The sequence below is a fragment of the Pseudomonas tremae genome (genome assembly GCF_001401155.1).
Taxonomy (GTDB): domain Bacteria; phylum Pseudomonadota; class Gammaproteobacteria; order Pseudomonadales; family Pseudomonadaceae; genus Aquipseudomonas; species Aquipseudomonas tremae.
In genome coordinates this window covers 1-17,867 of record NZ_LJRO01000305.1, presented here as the reverse complement: position 1 = coordinate 17,867, position 17,867 = coordinate 1, and the positions used below count along the sequence as shown (strand labels likewise).

Genomic DNA, 17,867 nt, shown 5'->3' with positions numbered 1-17,867 from the left:
TCAGACGCAAGCATCACTGTCGAGATATGGCGCCCGGTGCGCTTTGCGTATACTGCACCGATGTTCTTCAGACCAGATTTCCGCCCACGTTGCGCCAAGTGGCTCATCGCAACCGGACTCTTCCTGATGCTCGGCGCCTGCGTGGAGAAACCCACCACACTGGAACGAGTCAAGGAGGACGGTGTTCTGCGCGTGATCACCCGTAACAGCCCGGCGACTTATTTCCAGGATCGCAACGGTGAAACCGGCTTCGAGTACGAGCTGGTCAAGCGTTTCGCCGAAGATCTGGGCGTCGAACTGAAAATCGAAACGGCCGACAATCTCGACGATCTGTTCGATCAGATGAACAAACCGGGCGGCCCGGTGCTTGGCGCAGCCGGGCTGATCGACACGCCAAAGCGCAAGCAACAGGCGCGTTTCTCGCACTCCTATCTGGAAGTCACCCCTCAGGTTGTGTACCGCAATGGCCAGTCGCGCCCGACTGACCCCGCCGAGCTGGTGGGCAAACGTATAGTGGTGCTCAAGGGGAGCGCCCATGCCGAACAGCTGGCGGCGCTCAAGGAAAAGAATCCTGCCATTGAATATGAAGAGTCGGACGCGGTCGAGGTCGTCGATCTCCTGCGGATGGTGGATGAGGGCCAGATTGACCTGACACTGGTCGACTCCAACGAACTGGCGATGAATCAGGTGTATTTCCCCAACGTACGCGTCGCGTTCGACCTGGGCGAGGCCCGCCAACAGCGCTGGGTCGTTGCTCCGGGGGAAGACAACAGCCTGCTCAACGAAATCAATGCCTACCTCGACAAGGTCGAGAAGAACGGCACGCTGCAGCGCCTCAAGGACCGCTACTACGGGCACGTTGACGTACTTGGCTACGTCGGCGCCTATACCTTCGCCCAGCACCTGCAGGAGCGCCTGCCCAAATACGAAAAGCACTTCCAGTTATCTGCCAAGAAAGAGCAAGTCGACTGGAGGTTGCTGGCCGCTATCGGCTATCAGGAATCGATGTGGCAACCGGCAGTGACGTCAAAAACCGGTGTGCGCGGCCTGATGATGCTCACCCAGAACACGGCTCAAGCCATGGGCGTGACCAACCGGCTGGATGCCCGACAAAGCATTCAAGGCGGGGCAAAGTATTTTGCCTACGTGAAGGATCAACTGGACGACTCTATTAAAGAGCCGGATCGCACATGGCTGGCTCTCGCTTCCTACAACATTGGTAGCGGCCACCTCGAAGATGCGCGCAAACTCGCCCAAACCGAGGGGCTGAATCCCGATAAATGGCTCGACGTGAAAAAAATGCTGCCGCGTCTGGCACAAAAGAAGTGGTACAGCAAAACCCGATACGGCTATGCCCGAGGCGGTGAGCCGGTGCATTTCGTTGCCAACATTCGCCGCTATTACGACATTCTGACCTGGGTCACTCAGCCGCAGCTTGAAGGCAGCCAAGTGGCCGATGGCAATCTGCACGTGCCAGGTGTCGACAAGACGCAACCCGCCGTACCGCCCGGTCCGGCGCCTGCCAGCAACGAAGAAAAACCGGCGCTCTAACTCGCCTGGCCTTTACTCGCCTCTCTGGCCGCTCGGCGCATTCTGAAAAATTCGCTCAGCATCGCGCCACACTCCTCGCCCAGCACTCCGCCTTCGAACAGGACGCGATGGTTGAGAAAGGCCTGACTGAAAAACTGCCCTTGGCTCTGAACAATGCCCGCCTTGGGTTCAAGCGCGCCGTAGACCACGCGCGCCACACGCGAATGCACGATTAACCCGGCGCACATGCTGCACGGTTCAAGTGTCACGTAAAGCGTGCTGCCCGGCAGCCGGTAATTGTCCAGCGCCTTTGCAGACTCGCGAATCGCAACCATCTCGGCATGAGCGCTGGGGTCGCTGCCGCTGATCGGGCAATTGTAACCACGGCCGATAATCTCACCGTTGTGAACTACAACCGCGCCGACTGGAACTTCACCCAGCAACGCACCCTGGGCCGCCAACGCCAACGCTTCGCGCATAAAGTACTGGTCGTTACTGCGGTCAATGATCGGCGGCTGCCTCATCACGCCACCTCAATGGCGGCCATCAGGCCGGTTTCCATGTGATCGATGACGTGGCAATGGAACATCCACACCCCTGGGTTATCCGCCACCAGCGCGACCCGCGCCCGCTCATTGCGGCCCAGCAGGAAGGTATCGGTAAAGTAAGGGATGATCTTGCGCCGATTGGACGCAATCACCTTGAAACTCATGCCATGCAGGTGAATCGGGTGCTGATACTGCGTCATGTTCTTCAGTTCGAAAATGTAGCTGTTGCCGAGCTTCAGTTTGGCGATGGGGCGATCAGCACAGGTCTTGTCGGTAATATCCCAGGCCTGGCCGTTGATCTGCCACAGGCTGGGTGGCTTGCCATTGCCGGTGTTGACCGACATCGAACCAACCCACTCGAAATTGAAATTGATTTTCTCGGCTTTATCCAGATCGGGCTCGGATACCGGATTGGCTGGCAGCTCGGGCGGCCACGAGCCGGGAGCATCATTATTGGCAACCGAACGAAATGTCCCCAGACGCACCGGGCCGTTGCGCAATGAAATCTCCTCACCCGCAGGCGGTGCCTTGATTGCCAGGCAGATGCGCATGCCCGGCCCCAGCCAGTATTCTTCACCAAACGGGCGCGGTGTGACCGGGTTGCCATCCAGCGCATAAATCTGCGCCTCGGCGTCCGGCAGATTGAGCCGATAGGTCACGGTATTGTCGAGGTTGAGCAGCCGCACTCGGGTAATCTGTCCGGCTGGCAGATCGATGACGGCCTGCGCAACGCCGTTCAACGTAGATAACCGCCCAGCCGTGCCTTCACGCGCCGCTTCACGCAGCACGCTGAACTCGGTGAATGCGCCCTCTTCGTCCACATGCCAGCTTTTCAGACTGACCGTGCGCTCATGGGCAAAGCCGGTCGGTTCGCGCTCTTCTACGATCAACGGCCCGACCAGCCCACGTCCCAGCTCTTCGCTGCTGCTGACGTGCGGGTGATACCAGTAGCTACCGGCGTCCGGCACACGGAATTTGTAATCGAAATACTCACCCGGCTTGACCGGCAGCTGCGAAACGTAAGGCACGCCGTCCATCTCCAGCGGCAACCGGATACCATGCCAGTGAATGGTGGTTTCGACCGGCAACTGATTGATGAAGCGCAACCGCAACCACTCGCCCTGCCGCACCCGCAACTCGGTACCTGGCGCAGAACCGCCAAATGCCCAGGCAGGCGTCTTGTGGCCCGCCACCAGCTCCACATCCAGCGGAGCGGCGATCAGCACAAAGTCCGAACCAGCCTCCGATTCGCGACGTCCCATCCAGTAACGCGAAGCACCGCCTGCTCCAAGGCCGACTACGGCAAGACCGGCAATGCCTGTGAGGATTTGACGACGGGTGAAGGACATGAACGGCGGGACCTCTGAAACGAAAACTGAGGGCACCTGCGAGCAGATGCGAAGGGCGAATACGATACACCTGCATTTGGGGAAAGATAAGAGCAGAGGGTGCGAACTGATGTTGGGGCTTAAACAAGCCGGCAAAGCAGCGACGAACGCTGCGGCCGTCAGAGTCGCGAGAGGTTATTGCTGCCTGGCTCGTTCCAGCCATGCCTTATATGAAGAAGCGCGCACAAAACAGCAACTTCAGGCTGTGATTGTGTAGCTATGCCTGTTTGTAGAAACGTATCAAGACTATAAGCGGTGCATTTCCTCGGGTGCTAAATGCCCCTTTTATCAACACCTGTCGGGTGATCAAAAAAGGGCATATGGCTCTACACCATGCCAGCAATGGTCTTTACCGAATCCGGCGCGGCCTGAGACTCGGACATTGCCCCCGCAGCACCCAGAGCAACTACGGAAGCCGAACTGGCACGTCCACCCTTGACCCCGCCTGCAGCACCTTCAGCAGCCGCAATGCCTGTCTGCGCCGCCGCACCTGCACCGGCTTTCAAAGCACCTGTCAATCCGCCTTTCGAGTCACCTACCGCGACCAACACATTACTGGCGGCCGGCAAAGGCCATAGCTTTTTACCTGCCTCTCCTGCAAACGCCTGAAAATTGTCCTTGTTTGAACCGTCAGGCCGAACATGTGAATCATTGGCTTTATCCAGACGATGATCGCCCTTCAGCGCTGCGTAGCCCTGCTCGACGAAGTCTTTCCAATTACCTGCTTCAGTACCATGCCTGGCATCACCGTCGTGGGTAATACCCTGCAAGTCACTGTCGTTCGTGCATTGGCGAGGGGCGCCATCTGCCTGATCTGAGCTATTGATCCAGTTGAGCACTTTGGCGGCATTGTATGCAGCATCCGCCCGGGCTTTTGGATCAGCATTGTTTTGAGTCCAGTCACCTATCCTGGCGTAGGCTTCAGTACGTTTTATATCTTTCTGATCACCCAGGTTTTTCAGAATCGGATTGGCATCGATAATTTGCTCCGCAGTGCGGGTATCGCCCCGCGGCCGGCCTGAAGCATCACTCGGTTTGTCAGACAAATCCTTTTCCGTCTCGATGATCGAGCCATCAGCGTTGACAACACCCGGGTACTCCTTTTCCGGAGGCGGCGGTGTATCGTGCCGATTGATGGCTACCTGTGGCACTGGCTTGGCGCTAATGTCATCTAATAACCGCGTAGCCGTTGAACGCAACTGCGTGAGTAAATCTGCAAAGGCTGCTAAAGAACCAGACTTTTGGTCAGCGCTTACCTGGCTGACAGCCGGGCTCTGTAGTTCAGCGCGCTCATCGGAAGACGCGAAAGTAACATTTTCTTGTTCTGGCTTATTTGCCTTATGCAGACCATCGCTCAGTGTCTGGTGGGCGGTATAGCTTTTTGTTCCCGCATTGACGAGCGACGATGCAAAGTTTACGGCTGAAGTAGCCTTGTCCAGACGCGAACCACTTTTTTCGTCTGACTTTTTATCAGGGGCACCACGACTGCCAGCATCAGACGCGAGGGAGCCTGCATTCTTGTCTTTGCGTTTAGAGTCATCAGCCAGGACTTCGGTAGCCTTGGGCGCACTGATAGATCTTGAAGCTTTCATCACTTACTCCTCAGAATTTTTTTATCAATTATTCCTGATCAAGTTAGCGCTCAATTCAGTTCTCGGATTTTCAGCATGAACGCACTCATCGGTGGTCACCCAGCGCGAATGGGTTCCGAGATCAACTGACATCTGTTGCTTGTTTCCGCTTTTCGGCGCTCGGCTCACGAAGCCTTGCTGCCCTGGAAATGCTCGCCAGTGGAGAGAAGAATTGCTCGCCTGACGTGATGACTTTCAAGGCGGCGCAGTTGCAGAATCTTCATCCGTTGCGCGTGGCGTCCATTGATCCAGAAACGCTGCTACTTTTTCTTCGATATGGCTTTCGATAGTCCGCAAACGAAGCAAGGGGATAGCGCATTTACTCAGAATGCTGTTTTTCACAGCGTCGCGCTCAATCTGTACAGGATCGTTATGGTGACCGCCGTCGACTTCAATGACACCCAACGGGCTTTTCCCCACCTTGAAATAGAGCACAAAATCACAGCGGGCCGCGTTGTTCATGAACTCCAGCTCTCGTGTGGTGAAGTCGGCGCGGGTTACCGACACAAGTTGTTTGAGCAGAACCTCGCGATGAAACATGATGCCTTGACGGGCTTTGTGTTCCAGCGCCTCACGAAGTATCTGCGCCACAATTCGTTCGGACTTGACTGATACGTCTTCAGGGTCGAGCCTCTGGTCCAAGCGTTCCAGTGATTGGTCGAACTCTTTGTAGAGCAGATCGAACGCGGAGATAACCGGCGCACGATGCACCTGCCCGTTCTCTGCGTAATATTCCATGTAGCGGATAAGTGCGGCGATATGGCCATTACCAGCCTTGAATACGTTGTCGCCCGTGACCAGCGTGAACCTGCTCTTGGCTCTGGAAACTGCCACATTAACCATGCGAGCATCGTCTACAAAGCTCAAGCGTTTCGGGCTTTTATGCTTGTCCAGAACGGTAGAAAAAACGATCTCGTCGCACTCTCGCCCTTGAAATTTATGCACAGTGTCATTAACGAAATCTGCTGGCAGACACGAACTGGAAAGTACCGCCTGATTCTTGAAAGGTGCGATAAACCCTCTTCCATCCTCGCCTTCCCAGAGACTTTCCCCATTGCCCTCGAGCACCGCCAATAATGAGTCCAGTTCTCTCAGGTTGGAATTGTTGCGCGTATGGTTTCCCTTGGCGGTTACCACCAGCGTCAGTGCCTGTTCGCCGCCGTCCTGCGTCATCGGAACAAGCTGATTGTTATAGAACTGCTGATTGCAGAACTGAATGATCCGCGGATGACATCGGTAATGCTCTTTGAGCAATGTCATCGGGATTGAATCCCCGAATGCACTGATGCATGAGTCCAGCATGCTGTACTTCTCGCAGTCATACCAAGGAGCTGGCGCCTCCAGTCCCAGTTTCTCCGGAATATGGGCAAGCTGCTTTCGATCACCCACGATAATAAGATTCTTCGCGCAACTCAGCGCCAGTACGCCGGGGACAATGTCCTGCTGCGAGGCCTCATCGATGATGACATAGTCCAGAACCGCCCTGCCCCCAAGGGAATTGACGATCGAATGCGTACTGCTGCCGATGACCGGATAGCGCTTTAAAAACGCATCGAGCCGCTTTTTGTAATTGATATCGAAGCTGTCATCATCAGGAATATGAGACTGCAAATGGTGTTTCAGATAGTGCATCGAAGAGGCCGTCAGCTCTTCCAGCAGTGCCTTGAAATTACCGACCCTAAGCGCTTCCTCATGACCAGACAGTTCGGACTTTTTCTTCTGCAGCACCGCGTCGTAGTAATGAAGCTGCAAGCTATAAAAAGCTGACATGCGCTTCTCCCGGTCTTTCAGCGACCGGGTGCGCACTATTCTGAAGTTGAACAGCAACCCGATCCGGTCCTTGATCCGGATCCGATCACCGGGAATGCGCGGCAGGTAGGCCATCAAATCCGTCGTTTTTCGTGGCGACAACCTGTACCTGTCATGGACAGGCACGATTCCATTTTCCTGCTGCCACTCAAGAAGGTAGCGCCGTTCTATCTCCAGCTCGTTAATTTCGATCTGTAACTGGGCCACTGCATTTTGCGCGCTCAGACAGCGTTTGAGTTGCTGCAGAACGCTCTGGATACTTTCAATTGAAGGCGCAGGCTCAAGGCCTGCTGAAGGCCGAGAAGACAAATCGGCAAAAAATGCTTTCTGGTTTTTTTGGCTACCCAACCTCGCAACCAGATAGCCCAGCCCGCACTTGCCCAGCTTTTCATAGACATTCTCGACCGCAGGATTGTTATTGGACACCACCGCCACGGTTTTCCCTTGCAAGAGAATATTGGCAATGACGTTCAAGATTGTTTGCGTCTTGCCAGTACCGGGTGGTCCTTCGATCACACTTATTTGCGAACTGAAAGCCTGCTCGACTGCCTTGAGCTGACTTTCGTTAAGCCCGAATGGAAAGATAAACTTCCCCGGCGAGTCCAGTTTTGCTTGCTGCCTTTTACAGTAGGCATGTAGCGCTGTGGCCGGAGACAACGAAAGGCTCCCCATCTGGCGAGCAACATTTTCGGCGATGCCCTTTTTGTCATCATCAGCCGCGTTGCTAACCCGAGCTTCAGCCACAGAGCGAAAATAAGTGAATGCAGGTTCATCGGTGATCGACGTCGGTGAAACAAGTTCGATGTTGTCCATCTTGAACAGGTATTTTTTCAGGCTTTTCGGATACTGAACGAGCGCGTATTTTTCGCCATATATCTCCACCTTCTCGACGGGATTGAGCACAGCGCTTCCTTTTTTCAGAAGAAGCATGCCCTTCAGCTCAAGGGTGGGAACGATCTTACAGTCGCTAAGCGGGCTGTCGTCAGACGGTTGAGAGGGGTAATGACACGTCAGCGTGAATTCGTCCTGAGTATTCTTTTTTATAACCCAGTCGCTGACCCGTCGAGGCTTGTTTTCGCCACACACATAGATAGAAACCATAAATCCCTTAAACAGGCTTGATGACGGCCTGTACGCGTCCGTGCCGTAAAAATCCGAATTCCTGGATTCGGGTCACTTTCATTCTGGCATTGCTGATGGGTCGATACCAGCCCAGACGAAGGGCTCCATTGCTCATGTCAGCCTGGGTACAAGTCCTCTGACGAGTGTGACAAAACCACCATCGCTTTAATCAATGGCACAACGTTTCACAACTTTTCACAACGATTTGCAGGTGATCGCAGTAAGAATCGCGAAACTCCTTTTTCGCTTTCTTGCGGCCTTGCCTGTCAAGGCTCGCCTTACCTGACGAGGCGCTCATGAACATCACGCCCAAAAACGATACGCTCCCCCGCGAAGGTCTTGTGGATTTCGAATCGAAGCTCAAGCGCAGCATCGTATCGGCCAAAGGCAATGAGCAGAAAAAACCGGACCGTACTGCTACCGACAATGAACAGTGGCCGCCTGTTGAAGGCACTAGCGTCTCGGTCGAGGAAAACGGCGATATGCGTTATGAGCGTGATGGGCAAGGTGTTGTAGTGGCGGCATCGACCAATCCAAAGTTGTATCAGTTCCTTAAGCAACTCGATGCCCTTGGCCAAGCACCAGCGCAAAAATCGCAAGTCGAAAAAGCCATCACTGACGGCACTCAGGTCGCCGATCGCAATACCGAGCTGCCTGCATGGGGTGATATCAAGAACTTCGAATGGCAAGGCCAGCTTGAAACGGCCGACGTCATTACCTACGTCAAACAAGACGGCGAGAAGGTCACTGTTTCCAAGGCTCTGACACCAGAGTTATTTACTGCTGCGCAGCAAATGGGACTGTCGCGCGTCACCGTGGAAAACCGCGTTACTGATAACGGGCGGGAAGTGGCAGACGAGAATGTCTATGTCGCGGATCACGACATCATCAAGGCCGGCACCAAGGACGAACTGGGCAACGGTGTGATTGAGTTCGAGAGCCGAGACGGCAAACAATATGTGGTCTCCGAATACCAAAACAAAGAGCTGTACGACCGGGTTGCCGACAAGAGCAGCGCAGGCGTTCAGAGCGATGTGCAGAAGATCCGTGATCAATACGGCCTAGGCAATCTCGACGAACTGGATCTTCTCAGTAAACCCACAGGGGTGAAGTCTGACGAAAAGGACAAGAATTCCGAAGACCTGACCGTGGTCGAACTCGCTACAAAAAACCTGATGGACAAGTACCAAAAACTGGTCGATGACAAGAAAGTCGACAAGGACAGCGATGTTTACAAACTGGTCATGGCCATTCAAGCCAAGGCCGGGATGGAGAGTGGGCGCACCATCACGCCTTATATCGAAGAACCTCGCGGCGCCGAGTCATGGCGCAGGTTCGACAGCGAAGGCGAAACTCTGACCAATGCTGACATGCAGGACATCCTCAACGGCAATAACATCGATAAGGCGTTGACGGAGCTGTTTGCCAATGGCGATGGCGAGAAAGACAAGATAGGCAAGGAATATCAGGCCGAGATGGACGCCGCCATCGAGAAAGTCAGCGGTGGCGACAAGGAAGCACTGGCCAAAGACCTGCACGATAAGTTGGTCAGCAGCGAGTTTGTCGACTACCTCGCTGATCTGGACAAGGCCGGTAAAAAGTCCGAAGGACAATCTGACGTTGCACGTTTGCTTTCCAGCCTGGAACTTCTCGATCCGCAGTTGGCGAAAGACGCGCAGAATGAACTGCAAAAAAACAGCGTGATGGCCGAAGTCGACAAGTTGATGGCTGACCCCGGCGGCATCCCTGATGAATATAAAGAACTGGCCCTGAAGGACATTTTCTCTGCCCTCAAACAGGGTATCAAAGGTATGGCCGATATCCCCCGCCGTACCCAGGAGACGATCGAGAAGTTTATCAATGAAATGATAAACGACAAGAAAAAGGCCACTGACTTTCTGGAGCAGACGACCAAACTAAAAAACAACGAAATTACGCTGGACAAGTACAACGACTACATGGCCGATAAATACGTGGGTGCCGAGGATAAAGAGGGTTTCAAGAAAGCTATCGGCAAACTCAACCAGAGCGGCGTATTCGGTACTGCAGCTGGCTTTACCTCCCTGGGTGGCGCCATCTACATGTTGACGGCCAAGAACGGCCAGCTAGCGGACGATCCTCTGGAGCGCCTGGCTATTGCCAAAGACTTCATCACCTTCCTGGGCTCCGGCGCGCAGTTCGAAAAAACCGGCGTGTTCGAGTTGTTTACAAAGACCAACGTTGCGGAGCTGATCGGGCTGAGCAAGACCATACCGGAAATATGGGGCAAGGAAGGTTTGTGGGGCAAAAAGATCGAAGACGAGAAGGCGACCAACAACGTCCCTGCTGTGGATGACGGTCTGGAAAGTCGGCTGAACAGCGTTTACGAGTTGGACAGCATCAGAGCTGGTAGCAGTATCGGCGACGTGATGGATCAGATTGGCCTTATCAATGAGGTCAACGATGCAGGGCCGCTCGCGCAGGATGTCAGTCGCGAACTGCTCGACGAGATCGTGACCCGCTCTGGCGGCAACCCGCCCGCAGATTATTCGAAGTACGCCAATCTGAACGAATTGGCCGAAGACCTGAGGCTGAATATCAATCAGGATGCGGTGGTGCAGAGCATCAATTCTCAGCGCGCCTCAATCGACCTTCCAGCCCTGGATGCTGAAAGTCTGAACAGCATGGCAGTCGAGATGGAGCGTGCTGCCACAACGCCGGTTCCGGACTCTGCTTCCGGCTCTGGTTACGCCAGCTACAGCGACTCGTTATACGAACTTTACGACGCCGCCGTGCAGCGCTTCGTTGCAGAGGACATCACCCCGCCGACTCGTGAAGCATTCACTGCCGGGATTGAAGATCAACTGGAGCGTAATGGCCAGCCGGTTCCGGCGGAAAACGATCGAGTCAACTTGAGTGAAATGCTTGGCAACGACGAGATCGATCGCGAGTCGATCAATGTGATGCTCGAGGCCGATAATCACCCGATCCAGGCTGATGACGTCGTCGATAGCATGCGCAACTCGGTGGGTCAGGCCGTGGCTGGCAATGCAGGGGGTGCAGGTCTGGTAGACCCACAATCTGTTACACAAGGCGCTGCAAGTGCCGCACCGGAAGGAGCGGGCAAGGTGTCGTCCAGTGTCTCGGCGCGCATCGCCGGTACAGTGGTCAAGGTACTCGGCATCGCACCGGACGTCATGAGCATCGCCGACATCGTCATGGGCGGGATCGCCATCAAAAATGGCATCAAGACAGGCAGCGACCTGGAGATTGCCAATGGCAGTCTGCAAATCGTTTCGGGTGCCGCAGGCACTGCCGCGGCCGGCATCGGGATTGCCGTGGCATTCAGCAGAACTGCGAGCGCTATCGGCGCGTTAGCTGGTGCAACCGCGCCGCTATTTCTGGTAACCGCAGGCTTGGGGATCATTACCGGCATCATCAGCGTGTTCGTCGATCACCAGAAAAAACAAAAGGCCACCGACAAGGAAGGCCAATGGTTCAAGGATCAGGCCAACCTGGGCTTCGCTCAAGAAGACTGGGGCGACAAGCTGGAGTACGGACGCTACAGCTTCTACGAATACGAAGGCCGGGATGCACCCACCGATCAGAGCATCTTCGATTACCAGACCGATGAGTGGAAACACTTCCTTGAAACCCCTCAGGATCAAGGCTCGTCGATGATCCGTCTGGACGAAAGCGCGCATAAAGACAAAAACGGCATCATTGGCGAGAACACCAACGGCTTGCCAATGGACGTATACAACAAGGCGTATTACGACGCGCACAAGGAAGAGATCGAAACTATCCGCGAGAAATGGGACGACTGGAACGGCAAGGACGATATCGTCAGCAAGAAAGACTTCGAGAAGATTCTAAACAGCGGCGACGAGAAGGAAAAAGCGGCTGCAGAGTTTATCCTCAACGACAAGGGCTTCTTCGACTTGCTGGATAACCTCTGGAAAAAGGACAAGCGCGATACGAAGATCAGCACGGATGACCTGGATACCTGGCTCAAACTGATTGATGTAATGGACAGGACGCCGGGAGAGACGGTTTTTTATGAGAAACCCAAATCCAGCTCTTTTCCGGGCAGGTGAGTTTTTAATTGATTGAATGGGGGTGGTGCAGCTTCTGCTGGATGAATGACTGGTCAGTGGAAGCAGCGCCTGAAACTGCTTGAAAAGACAGCGCGCAAGTATCTCTCGATGCAGGCCACTGTGCACTCCTCCGTATATTCGCAGACGCCAAAACTACTCCCTTCCAAGGTCTCGCCCCACAGGCACATGGCTTGAGCGGCAGCGAGACCTTTCCGTGATCAGTCTCGCACGAGCTTCAGCATTCCGCCGTCATACCAGGAAAGAGCTAGCGACCCATCCTGTGCCATAAAAAATACCGGGGTTTCTTTATCAAAAGGACCCCAGCTTCCAGATTTGCATTCAACGCCATAGAGCACAGCTTTTTCGATGCCAAGCTTATGGAGTTGCGGCTCTAGTTCAGCTCCGGACATCGCCGGAAGCTTGTGAAAAACAGGCCCCCTGCATACATCTTCCGTCGAGTCTGTTGGAGCCTTCCATGCAAGTTGGTCGTGGCTGAAACTGAGACGTCGGCCCATGAGGCTTGGATCATCAGTTTCAAGCGCTTGCACGCCCGAGTCTGATACCGCTACGCCTGCAACATGCCAACTGCCATAAAGAGCGTTTTCTCCAGACTGATCGTGCTTTGAAGCATCCATATTCACTGCGCACCCTGTCAGCGACAGCATGATCAGGAGAGATGAGCTGAAAGAAAATCGGGATTTCATGAACGGGTTCCTTGGTTTTGGCGGATGCGAATATCGAAGCCTTCGGGTGGACAACACAGTAGCGCTGATTCTGCAGACCGGGTGTGATGGGACGACGGAAATTTCGGCGGTTTGTTATTAAAACCCCTACTGGGTCAGTTTTCGGTCAGCGGCAACAGATACGTGCAGGCATGATACGAGAGAGGCGCGTCAAGATTCTCGAAAAGGGACAGAAAAGTCGCTTTCGATCCCTTTTTCGGCGCCGGTGGGGGGTGAAAAGAGTTTTTTTGCCAACATCGACGCCACGTTGGCAGGGCGTCGATGATGTTTTTTCAGTTCATGACCCTGTATAGGAATTATTGAAATTCCTATACATAGAGGCCGGCATACCAGGTTTTTGCTGTACGCGCGATCACGGAACGATCCTAAAGGCGTAACTAGCGATATTGCCTTCGTTAAGCGGTTGCCTGTGCATCGGATGCCTAGGATCGCCTGCAAGGTATTGGGCAAGTTTTTTCATATCCATGAACACCAGTTCCTTATCTCCCTCCTGGCCGTAAGGTATCGACGCCAGACCTATCACCTGTTGACCCCGATTGCCCAGCGACAATTCCCCACCAAAAAGACAGTGCGTCGCGTCTTCCAAGCCATGGTCTGCCGCATCCTTGAAACCCAATTCTTCGGATTCAGCCTTCGAGATCGTACGCAGCTGACTAAATTGTGAGGATATATTCAGGGCTGTGCGTCTATTCATCTCAGCAGCCGACATAGACCTCCGATCAGTTGTAGTGGGGACGGCTGGACGAGGCGCTCGTTCAACGACCGGAGACGCACCTAACCTGCGGTTTAGCGCAACATTCAAATTAAGCAGGGGGTTGTTTAGAATGCTTTCGTTAGAGTCAATAGTTGGGAGAATACCCACACTCTGCAACCTGCGCCCTATATCCTCGGGTATCAGATGGCGTTGCATTACATAACTTTCAATAGCAGCGCGCAGGCGCTCCAGATCGCCCCCCCTGTTCAGCAAATGCCTGCAGTGCGACATTGGCCATATTATCGCCAAGATTGCGCATCGCAGTCCTGTCAGGGGGTGTTTGTACCTGATTGACGCGTGCCGGGCGCCTGTCTACCGACGCCTGAGAGGTGGCAGTGTTCGAGGACCGTCCCTGGTTCGGCGTCATCAACCGGGCGAACCGTCCAAATAACGAACGTTGGCTGCTGCCCGCTGATGATGCCGCAGGGTTGGCCCTCGGCGGCGTTGGCGTCACAGCCGGTGCTGCCTGTGCTGCCTGTTGGCGAACCGCGCTACGGAGCGCATCACGGAGCTCAGTGGCAAGCTCTGAGTTTTGGCTGATTCCAGTCGCTAGCATGTCAGGGAAATGCTCCAGCAAAATACGCTGTTCGGCTGCAGAAAAAGCTACCCCGTGCCCATTGATGGCATTGCGAAACATCCTGCGAGTATGGGCAAGATCAGCGCCCGCACTGACCAATTGCTGAACGATCCTATTGGCGCGTGCCACTGCCCCTTCGCGCGGTACGCGGACATCAGCAGGTGCCTGCGTTGTGCGTCTTGCTGCTGTACCTGCACGCGGCGCTGCTGCATCAGCAGGTGCTTGCGTTGTGCGTCTTGCTGCTGTACCTGCATGCGGCGCTGCTGCATCAGCAGGTGCCTGCGTTGTGCGTCTTGCTGCTGTACCTGCATGCGGCGCTGCTGCATCAGCAGATGCTTGCGGCCTGTTGCGCGCTCCAGTGCCTTCCCCTGTCGGCATGCCCTGCTCGAGCCACTCTCTGGTTTGGCTCGACAACGGCCTGGATCGCAAAAGCCTCTGACGTCCGGCTGGTATCGGAGATGCGGGCGCGTTAGAAGAGGGCGGCACCTGCGGGCTGTTCGAGGAGCTGGCTTCGCTGCTGGAATCGCGTGCGCGCCCGGATGCTGGCTCAGGGTCTGTGTGCCCACTATAGTAAGCGCCCGATGGCCCTGCTCTACCACTGATACCCACCATGATACTGATCCTCTTCGGCTTTCTGGAAGCGGGTCAACTCACCCGTAAAATCAACCATGAGTGGCACGAGGGAAGAAAAAGTTCTGCCTGGGGGCCTACAGAATTCGGAAAAAATCGTACGTTAGGGTTTTCCGACTTGTCGTAACGCCTGAATTTACCCTCTTCCAGCTTGCGGCTCTGCCGCCAGAGGTAATCGCCGATCAGGTTGACCCTGCTTGCAGTGGGATTCCATGGAAAAAAATACCATGCGCAGAAAAGCACTCATGCACCAGGTTAAAACCCAATGAAACCGGGGTTAATGATGAGTTTTGATACCATGCCCTTCCCTAATAAGGCGACATGGTATCGAGCACCAAGCATGGCATTTGGCTCAGTCAGCGCCCGATACCACATAAACACGGTGTTTGGCGATGCACAAAGCTGCCAGAATTTGCCAGACCCAAAAAGCCAAAAGCCCGCAATTACGCGGGCTCCAGGGCATTTCTTGCTAGTTGGTGCCGGACGTCCAATCATTCCCACTCTATTATCAATAGAAGATTAAATTACATTTAAATCAACTAGTTATAAATAAATCAAATTCAGAAACCATGAAATATACCATCCAGTGTATGAATGATGTTCGCATGTCTCCAAATCAGAAACGCCGGTCCATTGGCAAGGCTCATGATCACCCTTCAACGTCCGACAGCCCAAGCACATGTCGGGCTGGCAATGAGCTGAAATTCAGTTAGTGTTTGGTCTGAATTTTTGAAAAGCAGGGAGCTAAGCATGTCATCTGATGCATTTAGGCGTTGGGGATAGAAGCCGCATCCACCGGCCTGCCGTCGTGCGTCCAAGCTGACTGTTTCATGGCTGTTCCACGGACGCGGAGCCGGGAAGTTTGTAGTCGATCACGAATGCCTCGTCCATTTGTCGCAGCAAAATAGCCAGCTCGTCCTGGTCACCGTCCGAACGGACTTCGGCAAGCAACTCCGCTGCATAAGCTGGATCAGTTCGAAAGTAGTCGGCCATTGCCTGTACATGTGGTCTGTCCTTCATTTGATGCAATTCTCCTAGGGCGCTGGCACTACAGTTTTTTTCAGAGGTGCACCGCGCGTTACTCAGAACCGATATTCCGCCGACAAGCGCACATCATGATCAGTGCTGCCATTACCTAACTGCTCATGAGCATTCAAGTTTAGGGTTAACGCTGGGCTAGCGGCAAAGTCAACGCCCAACTTCCCAACCGCCGTATTGCGGGCTACTGGTACTCCGACGACCTGAAAGTTGTCGCCACCACTGGCAAAACGCTGTTCATTGACGGGCATGATGTCACCCCAGGCATGCTGTTCACCCAGGCTGGCGTGGAGTTCGGTGCCAGCGCTGGCCCTGTAGCTGGCGCGCAGGCCAAGGGTGCCGTAGTTGACGGTACTGCTGCTGCCACGTACATCAAGGGCGGTGTCGCTGTGGTGCTCGTGGTAGCCGTCTTGATGCATCAACACGCGGGCCACATTGACGAAGGGTGTCAGCGCCACATCACCAAAGCTGAAGCGGTACCCGGTGTCAATAAACCCTTGAGCCACGCCGCTGCCATAGTGGGCATCGGCATTTCCAGCGTAGGGTGCGAAGTCGATATTCCGATGGCTGTTGGTGTCGTACCAGCTGTAGGCAGCGCCGCCTTGAACATGCAGCGCGCCAAGGTCGGTGTCGGCATACACGCCCAAGTCAGTCGCTGTGCTGCTGGCACGGCTGCCGCCGCCCGCACTGTTGTCCAGCTGATGCTGGCCGACCAACGTACCGACGCGCAGGTCCGACAATTGCCCATCTACCCCCACCACCAGTCCGCTGCCATTGTAGTGCTGGGCTGTTGCGTTGGGATTGCCTGCATCGCCACCCCAATGCCCCCAGGTACTTGACCACACGTTGGCACCCGAAGCTGGCGACGTAGCAGGCTCAAGCAGGTGCTGGCCAATGGCATCACCTACGTAGCGGCTGTCTTCGATAATCGCTGTACGCGTGCTGGCCAGGCTGGCCCCAGCCAGGCTGTCGAATGCAGACTGCGCGGCACTCGCATTCAGCGGCAGGATGGCCTGGTACAGATCGGAGTCGTGGTTCAGGGACTCCAGCCCAACCGCCGTAGCCCGTCGGTTTTGCGTGTTACCTACCGACGCGAAACTGAAGTCGTTGCGTGCCAGCGTCAGGTATACGTTGCTGGCGTCATAGCTAAGATTGGGGGTCAAAAATACAAAGTCAGCGGTGGCATCAGTGAATTGCCCGGTCACACCGCCGCTCGCGGTAACCAGCACGTAGCGATGGCTAAGGCTCCAGCGCGTTCCGCTGGAAGCAACATGAACCGAGCCACCCGCCAATGAGGCTCTACCGTGGACATTGAGCAGATCACCTTGCCCAACGTCGTTGATATTGACCCGGTAGGCCGAGCCAGCAGCCACATTCAGGTTGCCATTCACGGTCAGGGTGCCAATGACCGTGCCGCCTGTGGCTACCGTAGAGCCAGCCAACACGTTAAGCCCGCCCACGGAACCCAACCCCATCAGCAGTGCACCGTTATCAACTGTCACCTTGCTGGCCAAGCTGCCTTGCACACTCAGAACACCCGCGCTGACTTCAGTGGCGCCGGTGTAGGTATCGGCACCGCTGAGCACCAGAGTGCCTGCCCCTAGCTTAACCAGATCGCCGGGCAGGCTGCCATCGGCGATTACGTTGCTGAGCTCGGTAGTCGCGCCTGCTGCGACATCCACATAAGGGTCGCCAGTGAGGGTGATACGGTTGGGCAGGTTGAAGCTGCTGGCAAAGTTGATTTGGGTATTTTCCGCCATGGCAAGGGTGCCGGAACCTATTGCACTGGCATTGCCGATCGACAGGGCACCCGCATCCAGAAACGTGCCGCCGAGGTAGTTGCTGACACCCGTCAGGCTTAACGTGCCGCCACCGGTTTGCTTGACACTTCCCGAGCCTGTTATGGCGCCGCCGAAGGTCGTTAAGTCGCTGCGATTGAAGACCAGCGCTGCGTTATTCAACACATTGCCCAAGATCGAACCCTGAGTGCCGCCGTTGCCCACTTGCAAGGTGCCCGCGCT

General features: G+C 55.0%; 11 protein-coding genes and 1 pseudogene. 3 read left to right on the top strand and 9 right to left on the bottom strand.

The genetic code is table 11. The features are described 5' to 3' along the window. The first annotated feature begins 60 nt into the window (after nucleotides 1-60). Nucleotides 61-1,551, top strand: a complete 1,491-nt coding sequence (gene mltF / locus ALO43_RS17020; RefSeq protein WP_042932433.1) for a membrane-bound lytic murein transglycosylase MltF — start codon at nucleotides 61-63, stop codon at nucleotides 1,549-1,551. Here the strand turns inward: mltF and tadA are convergent. The 4 genes from tadA to ALO43_RS16995 form a co-directional block, all read right to left on the bottom strand. Next, nucleotides 1,548-2,054, bottom strand: coding sequence for a tRNA adenosine(34) deaminase TadA (gene tadA, locus ALO43_RS17015; protein ID WP_005891672.1), 507 nt, complete (start codon nucleotides 2,052-2,054; stop codon nucleotides 1,548-1,550). The two genes, mltF and tadA, sit on opposite strands and share 4 nt — an antisense overlap. After that, nucleotides 2,054-3,427, bottom strand: coding sequence for a multicopper oxidase family protein (locus ALO43_RS17010; protein WP_005891670.1), 1,374 nt, complete (start codon nucleotides 3,425-3,427; stop codon nucleotides 2,054-2,056). Before ALO43_RS17010 ends, tadA begins: the two co-directional genes overlap by 1 nt. 365 nt (nucleotides 3,428-3,792) lie before the next feature. Continuing rightward, a complete protein-coding gene (locus ALO43_RS17000; RefSeq protein WP_024671779.1) occupies nucleotides 3,793-5,058 on the bottom strand; it encodes a hypothetical protein in 1,266 nt (421 codons plus the stop codon). 234 nt (nucleotides 5,059-5,292) lie between these two features. Beyond that, nucleotides 5,293-8,007, bottom strand: coding sequence for an AAA domain-containing protein (locus ALO43_RS16995; RefSeq protein WP_054997843.1), 2,715 nt, complete (start codon nucleotides 8,005-8,007; stop codon nucleotides 5,293-5,295). 317 nt (nucleotides 8,008-8,324) lie between these two features. Here ALO43_RS16995 and ALO43_RS16990 point away from each other — a divergent pair, with 317 nt between their 5' ends. After that, the gene (locus tag ALO43_RS16990; RefSeq protein WP_054997842.1) at nucleotides 8,325-12,104 is read left to right on the top strand and encodes a hypothetical protein; all 3,780 of its coding nucleotides are present in this window, start codon (nucleotides 8,325-8,327) and stop codon (nucleotides 12,102-12,104) included. Between the two features lie 218 nt (nucleotides 12,105-12,322). On the opposite strand, the gene ALO43_RS16985 is transcribed toward ALO43_RS16990, so the two are convergent. The 3 genes and pseudogenes from ALO43_RS16985 to ALO43_RS31875 form a co-directional block, all read right to left on the bottom strand. Beyond that, nucleotides 12,323-12,808 carry a hypothetical protein gene (locus tag ALO43_RS16985; RefSeq protein WP_024670489.1) on the bottom strand — a complete coding sequence of 162 codons (486 nt, stop codon included), beginning with the start codon at nucleotides 12,806-12,808 and terminating at the stop codon, nucleotides 12,323-12,325. A 391-nt stretch (nucleotides 12,809-13,199) separates the two neighbouring features. Then, nucleotides 13,200-13,556, bottom strand: a complete 357-nt coding sequence (locus ALO43_RS31880) for a hypothetical protein (RefSeq protein WP_268949297.1) — start codon at nucleotides 13,554-13,556, stop codon at nucleotides 13,200-13,202. A gap of 114 nt (nucleotides 13,557-13,670) precedes the next feature. Beyond that, nucleotides 13,671-13,832: pseudogene (locus ALO43_RS31875) on the bottom strand (hypothetical protein); the annotation flags it as partial. A gap of 468 nt (nucleotides 13,833-14,300) precedes the next feature. Here ALO43_RS31875 and ALO43_RS31870 point away from each other — a divergent pair. Beyond that, on the top strand, nucleotides 14,301-14,651 hold the full coding sequence (locus tag ALO43_RS31870; RefSeq protein WP_157062327.1) for a hypothetical protein: 351 nt from the start codon (nucleotides 14,301-14,303) through the stop codon (nucleotides 14,649-14,651). A gap of 985 nt (nucleotides 14,652-15,636) precedes the next feature. Here ALO43_RS31870 and ALO43_RS16975 read toward each other — a convergent pair. Beyond that, complete coding sequence (locus tag ALO43_RS16975) at nucleotides 15,637-15,828, bottom strand: hypothetical protein (RefSeq protein WP_053480429.1); 192 nt, start codon at nucleotides 15,826-15,828, stop codon at nucleotides 15,637-15,639. A 62-nt stretch (nucleotides 15,829-15,890) separates the two neighbouring features. Beyond that, nucleotides 15,891-17,867: autotransporter outer membrane beta-barrel domain-containing protein (locus ALO43_RS16970; RefSeq protein WP_157062326.1), on the bottom strand; the 1,977-nt coding region annotated here is incomplete at its 5' end.